The organism is Salmonella sp. SAL-020, from assembly GCF_017372215.1.
Lineage (GTDB): Bacteria > Pseudomonadota > Gammaproteobacteria > Enterobacterales > Enterobacteriaceae > Salmonella > Salmonella enterica.
Genome location: NZ_CP071690.1, coordinates 2,528,276 through 2,545,801, shown reverse-complemented (window position 1 = coordinate 2,545,801; position 17,526 = coordinate 2,528,276). Strand labels below are relative to the sequence as shown.

21 protein-coding genes are annotated in these 17,526 nt (G+C 49.5%); 10 read left to right on the top strand and 11 right to left on the bottom strand.

Features of this window, described 5'->3' with window-relative positions:
• Positions 1 to 7: 7 nt before the first annotated feature.
• From J1G48_RS12360 to J1G48_RS12330, 7 genes are all read left to right on the top strand, one after another.
• Positions 8 to 655, top strand: coding sequence for a YchE family NAAT transporter (locus tag J1G48_RS12360; protein ID WP_000615840.1), 648 nt, complete (start codon positions 8 to 10; stop codon positions 653 to 655).
• Between the two features lie 763 nt (positions 656 to 1,418).
• Complete coding sequence (gene oppA / locus J1G48_RS12355; RefSeq protein WP_001677023.1) at positions 1,419 to 3,050, top strand: oligopeptide ABC transporter substrate-binding protein OppA; 1,632 nt, start codon at positions 1,419 to 1,421, stop codon at positions 3,048 to 3,050.
• A gap of 121 nt (positions 3,051 to 3,171) precedes the next feature.
• Positions 3,172 to 4,092 carry an oligopeptide ABC transporter permease OppB gene (gene oppB, locus J1G48_RS12350; RefSeq protein WP_000911097.1) on the top strand — a complete coding sequence of 307 codons (921 nt, stop codon included), beginning with the start codon at positions 3,172 to 3,174 and terminating at the stop codon, positions 4,090 to 4,092.
• A gap of 14 nt (positions 4,093 to 4,106) precedes the next feature.
• The gene (gene oppC, locus J1G48_RS12345) at positions 4,107 to 5,015 is read left to right on the top strand and encodes an oligopeptide ABC transporter permease OppC (RefSeq protein WP_000979653.1); all 909 of its coding nucleotides are present in this window, start codon (positions 4,107 to 4,109) and stop codon (positions 5,013 to 5,015) included.
• Between the two features lie 11 nt (positions 5,016 to 5,026).
• The gene (locus tag J1G48_RS12340; protein WP_000058857.1) at positions 5,027 to 6,034 is read left to right on the top strand and encodes an ABC transporter ATP-binding protein; all 1,008 of its coding nucleotides are present in this window, start codon (positions 5,027 to 5,029) and stop codon (positions 6,032 to 6,034) included.
• A complete protein-coding gene (gene oppF, locus J1G48_RS12335; RefSeq protein WP_000994698.1) occupies positions 6,031 to 7,035 on the top strand; it encodes a murein tripeptide/oligopeptide ABC transporter ATP-binding protein OppF in 1,005 nt (334 codons plus the stop codon). The genes J1G48_RS12340 and oppF overlap by 4 nt, the downstream gene beginning before the upstream one ends.
• 47 nt (positions 7,036 to 7,082) lie before the next feature.
• Positions 7,083 to 7,919 carry an ion transporter gene (locus J1G48_RS12330; protein ID WP_000059074.1) on the top strand — a complete coding sequence of 279 codons (837 nt, stop codon included), beginning with the start codon at positions 7,083 to 7,085 and terminating at the stop codon, positions 7,917 to 7,919.
• 47 nt (positions 7,920 to 7,966) lie between these two features.
• On the opposite strand, the gene J1G48_RS12325 is transcribed toward J1G48_RS12330, so the two are convergent.
• Positions 7,967 to 8,296, bottom strand: coding sequence for an HI1450 family dsDNA-mimic protein (locus tag J1G48_RS12325; RefSeq protein WP_000425070.1), 330 nt, complete (start codon positions 8,294 to 8,296; stop codon positions 7,967 to 7,969).
• 33 nt (positions 8,297 to 8,329) lie between these two features.
• A complete protein-coding gene (gene cls, locus J1G48_RS12320) occupies positions 8,330 to 9,790 on the bottom strand; it encodes a cardiolipin synthase (RefSeq protein WP_000206886.1) in 1,461 nt (486 codons plus the stop codon).
• 142 nt (positions 9,791 to 9,932) lie between these two features.
• On the opposite strand from cls, the gene J1G48_RS12315 reads away from it, so the two are divergent.
• Entirely contained in the window at positions 9,933 to 10,106 is a 174-nt protein-coding gene (locus J1G48_RS12315) for a YciY family protein (protein WP_001531561.1), read from the top strand.
• Positions 10,107 to 10,149: 43 nt separating this feature from the next.
• On the opposite strand, the gene J1G48_RS12310 is transcribed toward J1G48_RS12315, so the two are convergent.
• The gene (locus J1G48_RS12310; RefSeq protein ID WP_000967605.1) at positions 10,150 to 10,446 is read right to left on the bottom strand and encodes a YciI family protein; all 297 of its coding nucleotides are present in this window, start codon (positions 10,444 to 10,446) and stop codon (positions 10,150 to 10,152) included.
• Between the two features lie 223 nt (positions 10,447 to 10,669).
• Here J1G48_RS12310 and tonB point away from each other — a divergent pair, with 223 nt between their 5' ends.
• Positions 10,670 to 11,398, top strand: coding sequence for a TonB system transport protein TonB (gene tonB / locus J1G48_RS12305; protein ID WP_001525247.1), 729 nt, complete (start codon positions 10,670 to 10,672; stop codon positions 11,396 to 11,398).
• A 58-nt stretch (positions 11,399 to 11,456) separates the two neighbouring features.
• Here tonB and yciA read toward each other — a convergent pair whose 3' ends face one another.
• From yciA to J1G48_RS12285, 4 genes are all read right to left on the bottom strand, one after another.
• Entirely contained in the window at positions 11,457 to 11,858 is a 402-nt protein-coding gene (yciA, locus tag J1G48_RS12300; protein ID WP_000210317.1) for an acyl-CoA thioester hydrolase YciA, read from the bottom strand.
• 160 nt (positions 11,859 to 12,018) lie between these two features.
• The gene (locus J1G48_RS12295) at positions 12,019 to 12,558 is read right to left on the bottom strand and encodes a septation protein A (RefSeq protein ID WP_000808682.1); all 540 of its coding nucleotides are present in this window, start codon (positions 12,556 to 12,558) and stop codon (positions 12,019 to 12,021) included.
• 56 nt (positions 12,559 to 12,614) lie between these two features.
• Positions 12,615 to 13,358: a YciC family protein gene (locus J1G48_RS12290; RefSeq protein ID WP_000028507.1), complete on the bottom strand. Its 744-nt coding sequence runs from the start codon at positions 13,356 to 13,358 to the stop codon at positions 12,615 to 12,617.
• Between the two features lie 25 nt (positions 13,359 to 13,383).
• Positions 13,384 to 13,788 carry a YkgJ family cysteine cluster protein gene (locus tag J1G48_RS12285; protein ID WP_000114955.1) on the bottom strand — a complete coding sequence of 135 codons (405 nt, stop codon included), beginning with the start codon at positions 13,786 to 13,788 and terminating at the stop codon, positions 13,384 to 13,386.
• Between the two features lie 337 nt (positions 13,789 to 14,125).
• On the opposite strand from J1G48_RS12285, the gene ompW reads away from it, so the two are divergent.
• Positions 14,126 to 14,764 carry an outer membrane protein OmpW gene (gene ompW / locus J1G48_RS12280; RefSeq protein ID WP_000714799.1) on the top strand — a complete coding sequence of 213 codons (639 nt, stop codon included), beginning with the start codon at positions 14,126 to 14,128 and terminating at the stop codon, positions 14,762 to 14,764.
• Positions 14,765 to 14,845: 81 nt separating this feature from the next.
• Here the strand turns inward: ompW and J1G48_RS12275 are convergent, their stop codons facing one another.
• The 4 genes from J1G48_RS12275 to J1G48_RS12260 all read right to left on the bottom strand — a co-directional run bounded on the left by J1G48_RS12275 (position 14,846) and on the right by J1G48_RS12260 (position 17,099).
• Entirely contained in the window at positions 14,846 to 15,724 is an 879-nt protein-coding gene (locus J1G48_RS12275) for a manganese catalase family protein (RefSeq protein WP_000488349.1), read from the bottom strand.
• A gap of 19 nt (positions 15,725 to 15,743) precedes the next feature.
• Positions 15,744 to 16,250, bottom strand: a complete 507-nt coding sequence (locus J1G48_RS12270; protein WP_001109977.1) for a ferritin-like domain-containing protein — start codon at positions 16,248 to 16,250, stop codon at positions 15,744 to 15,746.
• A gap of 73 nt (positions 16,251 to 16,323) precedes the next feature.
• Complete coding sequence (locus J1G48_RS12265; protein ID WP_001022826.1) at positions 16,324 to 16,827, bottom strand: ferritin-like domain-containing protein; 504 nt, start codon at positions 16,825 to 16,827, stop codon at positions 16,324 to 16,326.
• A gap of 89 nt (positions 16,828 to 16,916) precedes the next feature.
• On the bottom strand, positions 16,917 to 17,099 hold the full coding sequence (locus J1G48_RS12260) for a general stress protein (protein WP_000807657.1): 183 nt from the start codon (positions 17,097 to 17,099) through the stop codon (positions 16,917 to 16,919).
• Positions 17,100 to 17,526 lie beyond the last annotated feature (427 nt).

Below are 17,526 nucleotides of genomic sequence, written 5' to 3'. Positions count from 1 at the left end.
GCTAACCGTGATTCAACCGCTTTTTGATTTTCCTGTTTACTTTAAGTTCTTTATCGGGCTCTTTGCGCTGGTTAACCCGGTGGGGATTATCCCCGTTTTCATCAGCATGACCAGCTACCAGACGGCCACGGCGCGTAATAAAACTAACCTCACCGCGAATCTGTCGGTTGCGATTATCTTGTGGAGTTCCTTATTCCTCGGCGATGGCATCCTGCAGCTGTTTGGTATTTCTATTGACTCGTTCAGAATTGCGGGCGGTATCCTGGTTGTCACCATTGCAATGTCGATGATCAGCGGGAAGCTGGGGGAAGATAAACAAAACAAGCAAGAAAAGTCAGAGACGGCCATACGCGAGAGCATTGGCGTTGTGCCGTTAGCGCTGCCGTTAATGGCGGGGCCAGGGGCGATCAGCTCCACTATCGTCTGGGGGACGCGTTATCACAGCATCGCGCATTTGCTTGGTTTTTCAGTTGCCATTGCGCTTTTTGCGCTTTGCTGCTGGGGCGTGTTCCGTATGGCGCCGTGGCTGGTTCGTTTGCTGGGGCAAACCGGTATCAACGTTATTACCCGAATCATGGGGTTGTTGTTAATGGCGCTCGGCATCGAATTTATTGTCACAGGAATAAAAGGCATTTTCCCCGGCTTGCTCAACTAAACTCCCACCTGCTGATTTACAGGCGGCGCCCTAAGGGGCCGCCTTGTGACATTCCCACGTAACACTTCTTACTTTGATAAGCATTCAGCGTTTAAATGATAAAAATACTAATATAATCTAACGCTATTTATTTTTATTAATCAAACTATTATCAACATTACTGAGACCGTGAGAAGCGGTAGGTCTGTTATTTTATTCACACCATACTCTGGGGCTTGATGAAGGATTATTGAAATGTTATTAGTTGTTTCAGCTCCATCGTAGATGAATGTGCTAAATAATGAGCATTTGTTAAATTTGTGTGTGTTTTCTGGCGCAGGCATAACCTACGATGCGACAGAGAGATATTTTTCTTTCAACTTATTGATTATAAAGAATAAATCAAAGATTTTTAACATTGTTTAACTGTTTTTTTGGGCAGGGATTTTTCCATAAAAGAGAATTGGTTAACAAAATTGTAAAATGAATTGGCGGTTCAGAAACGCATTTGATACTTTTCGGCCAAACATTTTTGTAGAAGATTTCACATTGTTGATAACTATTTTCATTTAGATGGTTGTCAGAAATAACGTGCGACGTGGGCAGGTACGTCGTATACCGAATCGACGAAAGGCGATCGAACGAATCGTCAGAATAAATAAAGTCGGTGATAGCAAAAGCAGTGACAGACCTGGCAGTACACCACCAGTGCTGTACAGGAACCCTGACGGGATTAAACAGGCTGGTAAAAACCAGTAATTATAATGAGTGGAGTACAAACACAATGTCTAACATCACGAAAAAAAGTTTAATTGCAGTGGGAATACTCACTGCGCTCATCGCCGCCAGCGCCGCGACTGCGGCAGACGTGCCCGCCGGTGTTCAGTTAGCCGACAAGCAAACGTTGGTACGTAATAATGGATCAGAAGTGCAGTCTCTCGACCCGCATAAAATTGAAGGCGTGCCGGAATCGAACGTTAGCCGTGATCTCTTTGAAGGCTTATTAATTAGTGATGTCGAGGGGCATCCTTCACCGGGCGTCGCGGAAAAATGGGAGAATAAAGATTTTAAAGTCTGGACATTCCATCTACGTGAAAATGCGAAATGGTCAGATGGTACGCCCGTCACTGCCCATGATTTCGTTTATAGCTGGCAACGCCTGGCCGATCCTAATACGGCATCGCCGTACGCCAGCTATCTGCAATACGGTCATATCGCTAATATCGATGACATTATCGCCGGTAAAAAACCCGCCACCGATCTGGGGGTAAAAGCGCTTGATGATCACACCTTTGAAGTGACCTTAAGTGAGCCGGTGCCTTATTTCTACAAATTGTTGGTCCACCCTTCAGTGTCTCCTGTACCGAAATCAGCGGTCGAAAAATTTGGCGATAAGTGGACACAACCGGCCAATATTGTCACTAACGGCGCTTATAAGTTAAAAAACTGGGTGGTGAACGAACGTATCGTGCTGGAGCGTAACCCGCAATACTGGGATAACGACAAAACCGTCATCAATCAGGTAACTTATTTGCCTATCTCTTCGGAGGTGACGGATGTCAACCGCTACCGCAGCGGCGAGATCGATATGACTTATAACAATATGCCGATCGAATTATTCCAGAAACTGAAAAAAGAGATCCCGAATGAAGTCCGCGTAGACCCTTATTTGTGTACCTATTATTACGAAATTAATAATCAAAAAGCGCCGTTTAACGATGTCCGCGTGCGTACCGCGCTGAAACTGGCGTTAGATCGCGACATTATTGTTAATAAGGTTAAAAATCAGGGCGATTTACCCGCTTATAGCTACACGCCGCCGTATACCGATGGCGCAAAACTGGTAGAGCCTGAGTGGTTCAAATGGTCCCAGCAAAAGCGTAATGAAGAAGCGAAGAAATTGTTGGCTGAAGCCGGCTTTACGGCGGATAAGCCCTTAACATTCGACCTGCTGTATAACACCTCCGATCTGCATAAAAAACTGGCCATTGCCGTGGCGTCTATCTGGAAGAAAAATCTGGGCGTCAATGTGAATCTGGAGAATCAGGAATGGAAAACCTTCCTGGATACCCGTCATCAGGGCACCTTTGATGTTGCCAGAGCCGGGTGGTGCGCAGATTATAATGAACCGACCTCATTCCTGAATACTATGTTGTCCGACAGTTCAAATAACACCGCGCATTATAATAGCCCGGCGTTTGATAAGCTGATTGCTGACACGCTGAAAGTGGCGGACGATACGCAGCGCAGCGAACTCTACGCTAAAGCGGAGCAGCAGTTAGATAAAGACTCGGCTATTGTGCCGGTGTATTACTACGTTAACGCGCGCCTGGTGAAACCTTGGGTGGGCGGGTATACCGGTAAAGACCCGCTGGATAATATTTATGTGAAAAACTTATATATTATCAAACATTAATGGCAAGACATGGGACAACTGCGGTTGTCCCATGGTGTCTTTTTTCATCGCACTATAACTTTCCCTGGCGGATCTTTTGTCACGTCCGGGAAGTAAAGGCACAGGCCAGAAGGTACGGGCAATGTTGAAATTTATTTTACGCCGCTGTCTGGAAGCGATTCCGACGCTGTTTATTCTTATTACCATCTCTTTCTTTATGATGCGCCTCGCGCCGGGTAGCCCTTTTACTGGCGAGCGCGCATTGCCGCCGGAAGTGCTGGCCAATATTGAAGCAAAATATCATCTGAACGATCCCATCATGACGCAGTACTTCAGCTACCTGAAGCAGCTGGCGCATGGCGATTTTGGACCATCGTTTAAATACAAAGATTACACGGTCAACGATCTGGTTGCCGCCAGCTTCCCCGTTTCGGCGAAACTTGGCGCTGCCGCTTTTTTGCTGGCGGTCATTATTGGTGTCAGTGCTGGCGTGATTGCCGCGCTAAAGCAAAATACGCGATGGGATTATACGGTGATGGGATTTGCCATGACCGGCGTCGTTATCCCCAGTTTTGTGGTAGCGCCGCTACTGGTGATGGTCTTTGCAATAACCTTGCAATGGCTGCCTGGCGGCGGCTGGAACGGCGGGGCGTTAAAATTTATGATCCTGCCGATGGTCGCGCTTTCACTGGCCTATATTGCCAGCATCGCTCGTATTACGCGCGGCTCAATGATTGAAGTTCTGCATTCGAACTTTATTCGTACCGCGCGGGCAAAAGGATTACCGATGCGCAGAATCATCTTCCGCCATGCGTTAAAACCTGCGCTGCTGCCGGTTTTATCCTATATGGGGCCAGCCTTTGTCGGCATTATTACCGGCTCAATGGTGATTGAAACTATTTATGGCTTACCGGGCATTGGGCAGCTTTTCGTTAATGGCGCGCTCAACCGCGATTACTCGCTGGTGTTAAGTTTGACCATTCTGGTCGGGGCGCTGACCATATTATTTAACGCCATTGTCGATGTGCTCTATGCCGTTATCGACCCGAAAATTCGCTATTGATACTGGAGCTCGCGATGATGTTAAGTAAGAAAAACAGCGAGACGCTGGAAAATTTCAGTGAAAAGCTGGAGGTGGAAGGTCGCAGCCTTTGGCAAGATGCCCGTCGGCGCTTTATGCATAACCGTGCGGCGGTGGCCAGTCTTATTGTCCTGTTTCTGATAGCCCTGTTCGTGACAGTGGCGCCTATGCTGTCGCAATTTACCTATTTCGATACCGACTGGGGCATGATGTCCAGTGCGCCGGATATGGCGTCCGGTCACTATTTCGGCACTGACTCTTCCGGGCGCGATCTGTTGGTGCGCGTTGCCATCGGCGGGCGTATCTCATTAATGGTCGGGATTGCCGCCGCGCTGGTGGCGGTCATTGTCGGAACGCTGTATGGCTCGCTGTCCGGCTATCTGGGCGGCAAAATTGATTCTGTGATGATGCGTTTGTTGGAGATCCTCAACTCGTTCCCGTTTATGTTCTTTGTGATTTTGCTGGTGACGTTTTTTGGGCAGAACATTCTGTTGATTTTCGTCGCCATCGGCATGGTCTCCTGGCTTGATATGGCGCGTATCGTGCGTGGCCAAACCCTAAGTCTTAAACGTAAAGAATTCATCGAAGCCGCGCAGGTGGGTGGTGTGTCGACTGCCAGCATTGTGATCCGCCATATTGTGCCTAACGTCCTGGGCGTAGTGGTAGTGTATGCATCGTTGCTGGTGCCCAGCATGATTCTGTTTGAGTCTTTCCTCAGTTTCCTGGGGCTTGGGACGCAGGAACCGTTAAGCAGTTGGGGAGCGTTATTGAGCGATGGCGCAAATTCAATGGAAGTCTCACCGTGGCTGCTGCTGTTTCCGGCTGGCTTTCTCGTGGTGACGTTATTCTGTTTTAACTTTATTGGCGATGGCCTGCGTGATGCCCTCGACCCGAAAGATCGTTAAGGAGTACAGCCATGAGCTTATCAGAAACCGCAACTCAGGCGCCGCAACCGGCGAATGTACTGCTGGAGGTAAACGATCTTCGTGTTACGTTCGCTACGCCTGATGGCGATGTGACGGCGGTCAACGATCTGAACTTTACGCTTCGCGCTGGAGAAACGTTAGGTATTGTTGGCGAGTCTGGATCGGGGAAATCGCAAACGGCGTTCGCATTAATGGGACTGCTGGCGACGAATGGTCGAATCGGCGGTTCTGCGACCTTCAACGGACGTGAAATTCTTAATCTACCTGAGCGCGAACTGAATACGCTGCGCGCAGAACAGATTTCGATGATTTTTCAGGACCCGATGACCTCGCTAAATCCTTATATGCGCGTTGGGGAGCAGTTAATGGAAGTCCTGATGCTGCATAAAGGGATGAGCAAAGCGGAAGCTTTTGAAGAGTCCGTCAGAATGCTGGATGCCGTAAAAATGCCGGAAGCGCGCAAACGGATGAAAATGTACCCGCACGAATTTTCCGGCGGAATGCGTCAACGTGTGATGATTGCGATGGCGCTGTTGTGCAGGCCGAAACTGCTTATTGCCGATGAGCCTACCACCGCGCTTGATGTTACCGTGCAGGCGCAGATTATGACCTTGCTTAATGAGCTAAAGCGCGAATTTAATACCGCCATTATCATGATTACCCACGATCTGGGCGTGGTCGCGGGTATTTGCGATAAGGTCCTGGTAATGTATGCCGGGCGTACCATGGAATACGGTAAGGCGCGCGATGTCTTTTATCAGCCCGTTCATCCGTATTCGATAGGCTTGCTTAATGCGGTGCCGCGTCTGGATAGCGAGGGGGCGGAAATGTTGACGATTCCGGGCAATCCTCCCAATTTATTGCGTTTGCCTAAAGGTTGTCCGTTCCAGCCGCGTTGTCCTCATGCGATGGAGATCTGCAATAATGCGCCGCCACTTGAAGCGTTTAGTCCTGGTCGCTTGCGCGCCTGTTTTAAACCGGTGGAGGAACTGCTATGAATGCTGTGATTGAACAACGTAAAGTTCTCCTCGAAATCGCCGATCTGAAAGTACATTTTGATATCAAAGAAGGGAAGCAGTGGTTCTGGCAACCGCCGAAAACTCTGAAAGCGGTGGACGGCGTTACGCTACGCCTGTATGAAGGCGAAACGCTTGGCGTGGTGGGTGAATCCGGCTGCGGCAAGTCGACGTTTGCGCGCGCCATTATTGGTCTGGTGAAGGCGACAGACGGTAAAGTCGCCTGGCTGGGAAAAGATCTGTTGGGCATGAAAGCGGATGAGTGGCGCGAAGTGCGCAGCGATATCCAGATGATTTTCCAGGACCCGCTGGCGTCACTCAACCCGCGAATGACGATTGGCGAAATTATCGCGGAACCGCTGCGCACTTATCATCCTAAACTTTCGCGCCAGGACGTGCGTGACCGCGTGAAAGCCATGATGCTGAAAGTGGGGCTGCTGCCGAATCTCATCAACCGTTATCCTCATGAATTTTCCGGGGGGCAGTGCCAGCGCATCGGTATCGCCCGGGCGTTGATCCTGGAACCTAAGCTCATTATTTGCGATGAGCCGGTGTCGGCGCTGGACGTTTCTATTCAGGCGCAGGTGGTGAATTTGCTCCAGCAGTTACAGCGAGAGATGGGGCTGTCGTTGATTTTTATTGCGCACGACCTGGCGGTCGTAAAGCACATATCCGATCGTGTCCTGGTGATGTATCTCGGTCATGCAGTAGAATTGGGCACCTATGATGAGGTGTACCATAATCCACTGCATCCTTATACCAAAGCGCTGATGTCGGCGGTACCGATTCCCGATCCCGATCTGGAGCGAAATAAGAAGATACAATTGCTGGAGGGCGAATTACCTTCGCCCATTAACCCGCCTTCCGGCTGCGTGTTCCGTACACGCTGTCCGCTAGCCGGGCCAGAATGCGCGCAAACGCGACCGGTGCTGGAAGGAAGTTTTCGCCATGCCGTTTCCTGCCTTAAAGTAGACCCGTTATAATCGCAAGGGCTGACAATTTGTCAGCCCTTCTTTTAGGTGAGGTTACCGTGTCACTTTCTTTGTCGTCGGTTCGCCGTCGTCTTTATCATAATCTGTTCGATTTGACTACGCGCTCAGGTCGCCGTTTTGAAGGGTTATGCGCGCTGTTTGCGCTGCTTAGCGTACTGGTCATTTTTGTTGAATCAGGCGTGGGAACGGAATATCACCTGACATTTGATGAATGGCATATTTTTGTCTGGCTGGAGCTCTGCGTTACCCTGATATTTACCGGTGAATACTTGCTCAGACTGTTTAGCTGGCCCGAACCGGCAAAATACGTTTTTAGTTTCTGGGGATTTATTGATCTGGTGACGATTTTGCCGCTGTACGTCATGTGGCTGTGGCCGGAAATTAGCCTGAACTATATGTTTGCCTGGCGTGCTATGCGAGCGATTCGCGTGCTGCGTATTCTTAAACTGCTACGCTTTATGCCATCCCTGCGCGTATTCTGGAGCGCCATTATTAGCGCGCGTCATCAGCTTATTCTGTTCTATTCATTTATTGCGATCGTGATGATTATTTTCGGTGCCCTGATGTATCTTATTGAAGGACCGAAATATGGCTTCACGACGCTTAATGCCTCGGTGTATTGGGCGATAGTGACAGTCACAACCGTGGGGTATGGTGATATTACGCCGCATACGCCGCTGGGACGTATTGTCGCGTCGGTGCTTATTTTGATTGGTTATTCGGTGATTGCGATTCCTACAGGACTGATTACCACGCACATGAGCAGCGCGTTTCAAAAACGTCACTGGCAGCGAAAATGTCCGCAGTGCCAGCAAAGCCAGCATGAACATAGCGCGCAATATTGTAACCGATGCGGCAGTAAGCTACCGGATTAAACAGGCTTGCCGGAGGGCGCAATCAGACGCCATCCGGCCTGAACCGCTTATTCGCGCCAGAGAATATGGCACAGCTTGTGGTCCTTTTCCCGGCACAGCAGAACGCGGGCGAAAATGTCGTTAATTTCGCCGTCTTCGGTATCCGCTAGGCCAATCACTACCTCGGCAAAAAAGTCTGGATTCAGGTCAAAATCGACGTGCTCTTGCCAGTCTTCAGCGGGATCAAACAACTCCGCGCCGCCGCGCTCCTCGAATTGCAAATTGAACAGAATGATATCAGCCGGATCAAGATTATCCGCCGCCAGCTCAAGAAAAATATCGTAAGCCTGCTCAAGCGTTTCGTCTTCAGTCAGGCGATTGTTCAGATCCATTTCCATAGTGACTACCTGTTTACTCATGTTGGTCACGTTTTACAGCAATGGACTAAAGAAGTAAAACAATCGCTCGGTAATACGCTGCCATAACGGACGTTTTACCCACAAACGCGCATCTAAGAGACGGGAGCGCGAAATATAATCGTCCTGTACCGCAGCCAGATCGGCGCCGAAACCCGTATCATCAATGACCAGCGTAATCTCGAAATTAAGCCACAGGCTACGCATGTCGAGATTCACGGTACCGACCAGGCTCAGTTCGCCATCGACCAGCACGCTTTTAGTATGCAACAGCCCGCCTTCGAACTGATAGATTTTCACGCCCGCCGCCAGTAACTCGCTGAAAAAGGCGCGACTGGCCCAGCCGACGAGCAGTGAATCATTTTTACGGGGCAGGATAATACTGACATCCACGCCGCGCTGCGCAGCGGTACAAATGGCGTGCAGCAGATCGTCGCTGGGGACGAAATATGGCGTGGTCATAATTAAATATTCGCGCGCAGCATAGGTGGCGGTTAATAGTGCCTGGTGAATGAGATCTTCCGGAAAACCAGGACCGGAAGCAATGGTATGAATGGTATGCCCGCTGGCCTGCTCAAACGGCATAATATTCACATCCGGCGGGGGAGGCAGAATGCGTTTACCCGTCTCGATTTCCCAATCGCAGGAGTAAACAATCCCCATTGCTGTCGCCACGGGGCCTTCCATCCGCGCCATCAAATCGACCCATTGTCCAACGCCGGCATCCTGTTTGAAAAAACGCGGGTCCACCATATTCATACTGCCGGTATAGGCGATGTAATTGTCAATCATCACCATTTTACGGTGCTGGCGAAGATCCATACGGCGTAAAAAGACGCGCATCAGATTCACCTTCAGCGCCTCTACGACTTCAATGCCAGCGTTACGCATCATGGCCGCCCAGGGGCTGCGGAAGAAAGCGACGCTACCCGCGGAATCCAGCATAAGCCGGCAATGGATGCCGCGGCGGGCGGCGGCCATTAGCGATTCAGCGACCTGATCCGCCATGCCGCCTGGCTGCCAGATGTAAAACACCATTTCGATATTATGCCGCGCCAGTTGGATATCGCGAATAAGCGCCTGCATGACATCATCGGAGTCGGTAAGTAATTGCAACTGGTTGCCTTTGACGCCCGCAATCCCCTGACGTCGTTCGCACAGCTTAAACAAGGACGATGCGACGCTACTGTTTTCTTGCGCGAAAATGTGTTTGCAGGCTTTGAGGTCATTCAACCATTTGGCAGTAGATGGCCACATGGCGCGGGCACGCTCGGCGCGACGTTTGCCTAAATGCAATTCGCCCACGGACAAATAGGCGATGATCCCGACCAGCGGAAGGATATAGATGATTAACAACCAGGCCATTGCGGAGGGAACTGCGCGCCGTTTCATTAGAATACGTAATGTGACGCCGGCAATGAGAACCCAGTATCCCAAAATGACCAGCCAACTCACCACGGTGTAGAAGGTTGTCATAACTTTAAAAATCCTTTAGAAAGCGTGTTGTTAAGAGTTTACGCGTCAGGATTCACATGGCAAATAAAAACACGGGAAAAGCGCTGGTCTGCATCCGGCGAGGGGGTATAATGGCGCTTCTGTTACAGTGAGAGTCGTAAACATGAAGCGTAGTAGAACGGAAGTGGGGCGCTGGCGAATGCTACGTCAGGCGAGCCGCCGTAAAGCGCGTTGGCTTGAAGGGCAATCACGCCGTAATATGCGTATCCATACTATCAGGAAATGCATCTTTAATCGTCAGCGTAATTCATTACTCTTTGCGATTCACGGTGTGTGAGCCAGAAAGGGCACCGTATGCGGTGCCCAACAGGCCATCCTTTTCAAAAGATCTTCTTATACGGTTTGACCGAAACCTGCGCATAGACGCCCGCTGCGACGTAGGGATCCGCATCAGCCCAGGATTGCGCTGCTTCTAAAGATTCAAATTCAGCAATCACCGTTGACCCGGTAAATCCGGCTACCCCAGGATCGTTACTGTCCACTGCGGGCATCGGCCCGGCAGTTAATAATCGCCCTTCATCATGCAGAAGTTGCAGGCGCGCCAGATGCGCGGGCCGTACCGAGAGGCGTTTTTCAAGCGAGTTGGCATTATCCTGAGCGTAAATAACATACAGCACGGGTAGAGCTCCTTAATCGGTAAAAGTTGCTGATTACGTTATTGGAAAGGGCATTTAACTGCAATGTAAAGATACCGACTTTGTTAAACATGCACATTTTGTGTGGTGTTTTTGCGCGATATCATCTTTTAAATGCCGCTATCGGCAATGCCTTATTGAATATGATTGCTATTTGCATTTAAAATTCAGCTCTGGTTTTTCAACTGAAACGATTATGACTTCAATGACCCTTGATTTACCTCGTCGCTTTCCCTGGCCGACACTCCTTTCCGTAGGCATTCATGGTGCTGTAGTGGCAGGTTTGCTCTATACCTCGGTACATCAGGTTATTGAATTGCCTGCGCCAGCGCAGCCTATCACGGTGACAATGGTTTCACCCGCTGACCTGGAGCCGCCCCAGGCGGTTCAGCCGCCGCCGGAGCCAGTGGTTGAACCCGAACCGGAGCCAGAGCCGATCCCTGAACCGCCTAAAGAAGCGCCCGTGGTGATTGAGAAACCCAAACCTAAGCCAAAACCCAAGCCAAAACCGAAACCGGAACCGGTGAAAAAGGTTGAAGAGCAGCCGAAGCGCGAAGTCAAACCAGCCGCGCCTCGTCCTGCCTCACCGTTTGAAAATAGCGCCCCGGCGCGGCCAACAAGCAGCACCGCCTCGGCGACCAGCAAGCCGGCGGTGAGCGTACCCACTGGACCTCGCGCTCTGAGCCGTAACCAGCCGCAGTATCCGGCGCGAGCACAGGCGTTACGTATTGAAGGCCGCGTAAAGGTTAAGTTTGATGTGACCTCTGCTGGGCGAGTGGAAAATGTACAGATTCTGTCCGCGCAGCCAGCCAATATGTTTGAGCGTGAAGTTAAGAATGCGATGCGTAAATGGCGCTATGAAGCAGGCAAGCCGGGTTCCGGGCTGGTGGTCAATATTATCTTCCGTCTGAACGGTACGGCGCAGATTGAGTAATCTCTGGCGCCGCCAGTAGGAATATACCATCACCTGCTGGCGGCGTAAGCGGGCATACTTAACCCTGAACCGGGAGCGGGCGAGGTTTACCGTCCGGATCGACGGCAACATAAATAAACAGCGCCTCGGTGGCCTTGTAGCGCTGTCCAATCGGTTCTGACGCGACTTTTTTCACCCAGACTTCAATATTGATGCTAATAGACGTCGTACCGCGTTTAACGCAGCGCGCGTAGCAGCATACGACATCGCCAACCGCGACGGGGCGCAGAAATGTCATTCCTTCCACGCGTACGGTTACAACCCGACCGTGCGCGATCTCTTTGGCCAGTATCGCGCCGCCAATATCCATTTGCGACATCAGCCAGCCGCCAAAAATATCGCCGTTCGCATTGGTATCGGCAGGCATGGCCAATGTACGTAAAACCAGCTCGCCCTGAGGAGTATTATCCATTGTTGTCATTGTAAAACCGACTATCAGAAAAAATTACAGCCGCGATGCTACTATGAATTTTGTGTGGAGAATAGTGGGAATAAAGGTACTGACGGGAAAGCGCAGGGCGTAAAGGCGAAGAAAATATCGCCAGGCGTTCGCAGTCTGGCGATGATAAGTCACGGGAGGGTTATGATTTATCTTCCTGTGGCAGATGCCGGTAGATATAGACGCCGCTCAGCAGGGTAAAAATGAGCGTCAGCGCCGTGAGTCCAAAGACCTTAAAGTTGACCCAGATATTTTGCGGCAACCAGAAGGCGATATAAATGTTAGCCAGACCGCACGCAATAAAAAACAGCGCCCACGCCAGGTTCAGCTTTGACCAGACCTGCTGCGGCAACGCCAGTTCTTTACCTAACATACGTTGGATTAACGGTTTTTTCATCACCCACTGGCTTATTAACAGCGCGCCGGCGAACAGCGCATAAATAACCGTCACCTTCCATTTAATAAATTCATCGTTATGGAAGAAGAGCGTCAGACCGCCGAAGACGGCAACCAGAACAAAGGTAATCAGCGCCATCTTCTCTATTTTCCGATAGCGCACCCAGCTATAAATCAGCACGATTGCCGTCGCGACAATCAGTGCGGAGGTCGCCGCATAGATGTCATAAAGTTTATAAAACGCAAAAAAGACAACCAGCGGTAAAAAATCCAGAAACTGCTTCATTCTTCGATTCCATCATCAACGAGCGTCGAATGCGCCGCGTAACGGCGCATTGCGGATTATTGGCGAATCAACATATACAGGCGGAATAAGTAGATAAGCAATACTGCGGAAATCAGATTGCTCAACGTATTCGCCAGTACAGCGCCTACATTTGGGGTCAGTACAGCGAAGCTGGGCGCGAACAGCAATAGCAATGTTTTAGCCAGTAACCAGCCTATCACCGCAGGCGCGACCAGTCTCATGTTAGCCCAGGCTAAACGCATACTGCTGCGCATTGCGGCAAACACGCCCATTTTCTCTTCAACCAACATCACTGGCGCAAGCGCCAGCACAATGGCCATAATAATCCCCGGAACGACAATCAGCATTATACCGATTTGCACTAACAGGGTAGTCAGAAAAATGAGAATAAACAGTTTAGGCAATGCAGGGGCGCTGGCGCCGATAGCGCGCAGCGCGCTAACCCGATGTCCCGCTGAAACTAACTGAATCATCAGGATGATACCGCCGGCCAGAATAGCGTTGCCGATAAGCCCGGAAAACGTCGAGGCGGCAGAGGCGCGCAACAGGATCTGCTGCTGCTCCGGCGTCATATTTTGTACCAGCTCAAACAGGCCAGCGCTGCCTGCCAGATGTTCTCCTTCACTGAGTTGCGCGATTTGCGCATCGCTGGGTGAAAAGGCATGACCTAAGACCACCGTGATAAATGCGCACAGCAACGAAACCAGCAAGATAGTAATAAATTGATTTCGGAAAAAATTTCCGGCGTCACGGTAAACGGACTTCGCCGTGATAGACATGCACTCTCCTTGAGTTTTGCAGGTGTTAATTTGCGGGCAATTGTACCCTGGATAACTCTACAGTGGCAGCATCAGCAGTTGTATGGAAAAGCATATCTTTGTAAAGCGGCGGTAATCCGTATCGCGCGCGGGCGCGATTACACGCCTCATTCACTTCGCCTCCTTCGCCCGATATCGAAAATTCGCGACAGGTTGAAGGGCGGTTTTCATAAATAGCGCAACTGACGTTTTCACCCGGCGTGCCAATTAGCGCTTTACAGTGCGGCTGTTTTTGGTTGGTACCGGCCATACAACGTAAAAAAGGGGTAACAGGCTCGGTTAATGACGCCGGAACGCGTCCGCTGGCATCGTCGCCTTCAGCCCAATAAAAGGAGACACGAAAATAGGCACAACAGGCACCGCATGTCATGCATGGGTTAAGAACGCTCATGATTCACCTGCAAAAAACTCACGTATCAATAGATTACAACGGAAATTAATCTGTCCCGCAGTGTTCGCGAATCTTACCGCCACGCGCCATTGCGGGACATTGATTACCTTAGCCAGCCTTTATCGCCAGGGCAACAGGAGCAGACAAATATTTGCATAGCGTGAATATGTCAAAATTGATCTGAACTCCTATAACCAGGATTTTCAATACAAGTTCTAAATTAATCTGGATCAATAAATGTTAAATTATAAGAACAAATGTGATCTGTGTTAGATCACTTATTACTTCATTGTGGGTATATTCATCACGCTTTTATAACCATAACGATGGAGCGGGTATGAAAAAATTTACAGTGGCGGCACTGGCGTTAACAACTCTTCTCTCAGGCAGCGCTTTCGCGCACGAAGCCGGAGAATTCTTTATGCGTGCAGGTCCGGCAACCGTCAGACCTACAGAAGGGGCGGGTGGTACGCTGGGGCATTTAAACGGGTTTGATGTGAGTAATAACACGCAACTCGGCCTGACATTCACTTACATGGCGACGGACAATATCGGGGTTGAATTGCTGGCGGCCACGCCGTTCCGCCATAAGGTGGGTACGGGCGCGACGGGAGATATCGCCACGGTTCACCTGTTACCGCCAACGTTAATGGCGCAGTGGTACTTCGGCGATTCCAGCAGCAAAGTGCGTCCTTATGTCGGCGTGGGGGTGAACTACACCACCTTCTTCGATAACGACTTTAACGATAATGGTAAAAATGCCGGGCTGTCCGATCTGAGCTTTAAGGATTCCTGGGGCGCGGCAGGGCAAGTTGGGGTAGATTACCTGATTAACCGCGACTGGTTAATTGGCGCCTCTGTCTGGTACATGGATATTGATACTACCGCCAATTATAAAATGGGCGGCGTTCAGCATCATGACAGCGTGCGTCTGGACCCATGGGTATTTATGTTCTCGGCAGGCTATCGTTTCTAATCGCGTGATGTTGTGACGAAAAAAGACCCCGCCAGGCGGGGTCAAAAAAGGACATGACACACGGATTTTACTTGTCGGAACTCACTTGTCTTCTTTCGGTTCGCCGCAGCCTAGTTCTGCGCCAGTGAGAGGATCAACGGTGGGGTCCGATTTCGTTCTTTCTGCCATCGCTTTGAGCAGCGCCATCTGCTCGCGCGGCAATTTCACTGTCGCCAGGCCATCGCCGCCATCAACAGCAGGCATCGGTTCTGCGACATAGTTGAAGTTCTCATCGCTATTCCAGCTACCTCGCGGATCGTCGCCTTGCGACATGTTGTAGTACACGTCGGTATACTGTTCTACCGGCGGTAATTTACCCGGCGGGAAGTTGTTACGAATCGAATACAGCGCCTTTTCAAAAGAGAGCTGGTGCGCGACTTCACGGGTCATTAAGAAACTGAGCGTGTCTTTTACGCCGGGATCGTCGGTCAGATTAATCAGGCGTTCATAAATGATCTTCGCTCGCGCCTCTGCCGCGATGTTTGAGCGTAGATCGGCTGTGACTTCGCCGATAGTATCAATATAAGCCGCGGTCCACGGTACGCCGCCGGAGTTCGTCAACGCCGGGCCGCCGCCATACAGCAGAGAGGTGATATGGCTGTCATTACCATTCTGCGTCAGCGAGCGATAAAGTTCCGCTTCGTTTTCGGTACCTTCCGCCAGCTCGCCTTTAGCGCCTTTATTAAGCATTCCTACCAGTGAGCCGATAATTTCCAGATGACTCAGCTCCTCGGTGGCGATGTCCATTAACATTTCTCTACGACCGGCATCATCATCGCTTAAACCTTGCGTGAAGTAGCGGCAGGCGGCCGCCAGTTCGCCCTGCGGGCCGCCAAACTGTTCCAGCAGCAGGTTCGCTAATCCAGGATTAGGTTCGCTCACTCGCACAGTATATTGAAGTTGTTTTACGTGTCGAAACATATTGCCTCCTGCTTATTATTTATTTTTTGGCTTCAACGCCATCTGCTTCAGATCGCAGTAAAAATTGTTCCGTTGTCTGCGGAATATGTTTGATCAGCCAGTCAGCCATTTGCATTTCTTCTTTCAGAATGGCTTCAATCGTCGGAATTGAGGCAGTGTCGCCAGCTTTTTTTGCCGCCGCCAGCAGGGAGGTATAACAAGCAATTTCGAACTGCTCGAAAACATAACCGCTAATTGAGCCTTTGACAATTTCATCGGAAGGGAACATGCCACCGATAGATTGCCCCATTGCTGCCATTTTACTCATGGAGTCTTTCAACACCGAACGAGAAATGCCATTACGGTCCAATACTTCTTCGAGCATGGTAATTTGATGTTTGGTTTCACTAATATGTTGTTCAATTCTGGCTTTTATATCAGGATAATTTTCAATACGGCTGGCCATAGATTCAAGCATCGATTCTGCCTGTTTTTCCATGGCATGGGCGTCACGAAGCCAGTCATGATAATGTTCAGTATAATTCATTTTACATTCCTCAATGCGTGATAATCTGCTCCGATAATAAAATCGGAATCATGCAAGCTGATAATTAAAAATATTATTTCGATTTGCGTTCAGCACTTTTATTAACATTGCTGACTGCTAAATCGGTAAGTTTTAAATCAGTTTGTTTTTCCTCGTCGAGGGTTTCTTTGAGCAGTTTTAATGCCTTGCTATAGCCGAGCTGCTCGGCCAGGGTGGCTAGCGTGCCGTAGCTGGCGATTTCGTAATGCTCGACTTTTTGCGCCGCGGCGATAAGCGCTGCATCGCGTACTTCGTTTTTCTCCGTACTTTCGATGACTTCATTGGCTTCTTCGATCAGCCCTTCCATAGCGACGCATTTCATTCTTTTCAGTTTAATGCCAGATTCAGATTCGACGATCTGATCAATACGTTCAATCTGACCCTGGGTTTCTTCAAGATGAGATTGAAAGGCCTGGCTTAATTTTTCATTGGACGTGGCTCTGGCTAGTTTAGAAAGAGCCTTGGTTAATTGTTTTTCTGCACTATAGGTATCTGAAAGTAGATGGATAAAAAGGTCTTCAACGGTTTTGATATTCATAAATCTAATTCTCCTGGGCAAAATACTGCGAGCCAGAAGACTCGCAGATTGCTTGATAAAAGCATGTGTTGTATTTACATTACAGTAAATCAGGAATTATCGGATTTACGTCCGCCGTGACTATTCTGACCACCTTTTTTACCGGCTTCAGAAGCTCGTTGCGGATCGTTTTTGAAATTCCCGCCGCTATGCTGACCGCCTTTGCGGCCCGCTTCAGATGCTTTTTCACGATTCTCGGCGAAATTTCCTGAACCACCACGATGTTCGGCCATATTATTTCTCCTGTCTCGTTGCTTGCTGAAAAAATCGGTTTTAACCGTGTCGACACCCTATTAAAATTAGTTGGTTAAACCGATTAGTCAAATTGACGGAAATAGTTGTGATTTACCGCGTAAATAACGCACAAAAAATGGTTTAGAGATAATATATTCTATATTTTCTTTTAGAATAAGCGATTTAACAGAAAATGCTTTGCATTGTTATTAATAACAAGCGTCACTATCTGCAGCCATAGAAACGTTAATGCATTGTTTGTTGACATTTCTTTACATAAAGGCGGGGGAAATTGACGTGAAAACGCTAAATTTTTCGGCGTGATTAGGAGTTTTCTTAGCAAAAATTGACTTCAGACTTTTTGAAAGCTGGACGGGGAATAACACCAAAAAGATTGATGATGTACATCTGAATCGTGATTCTGGT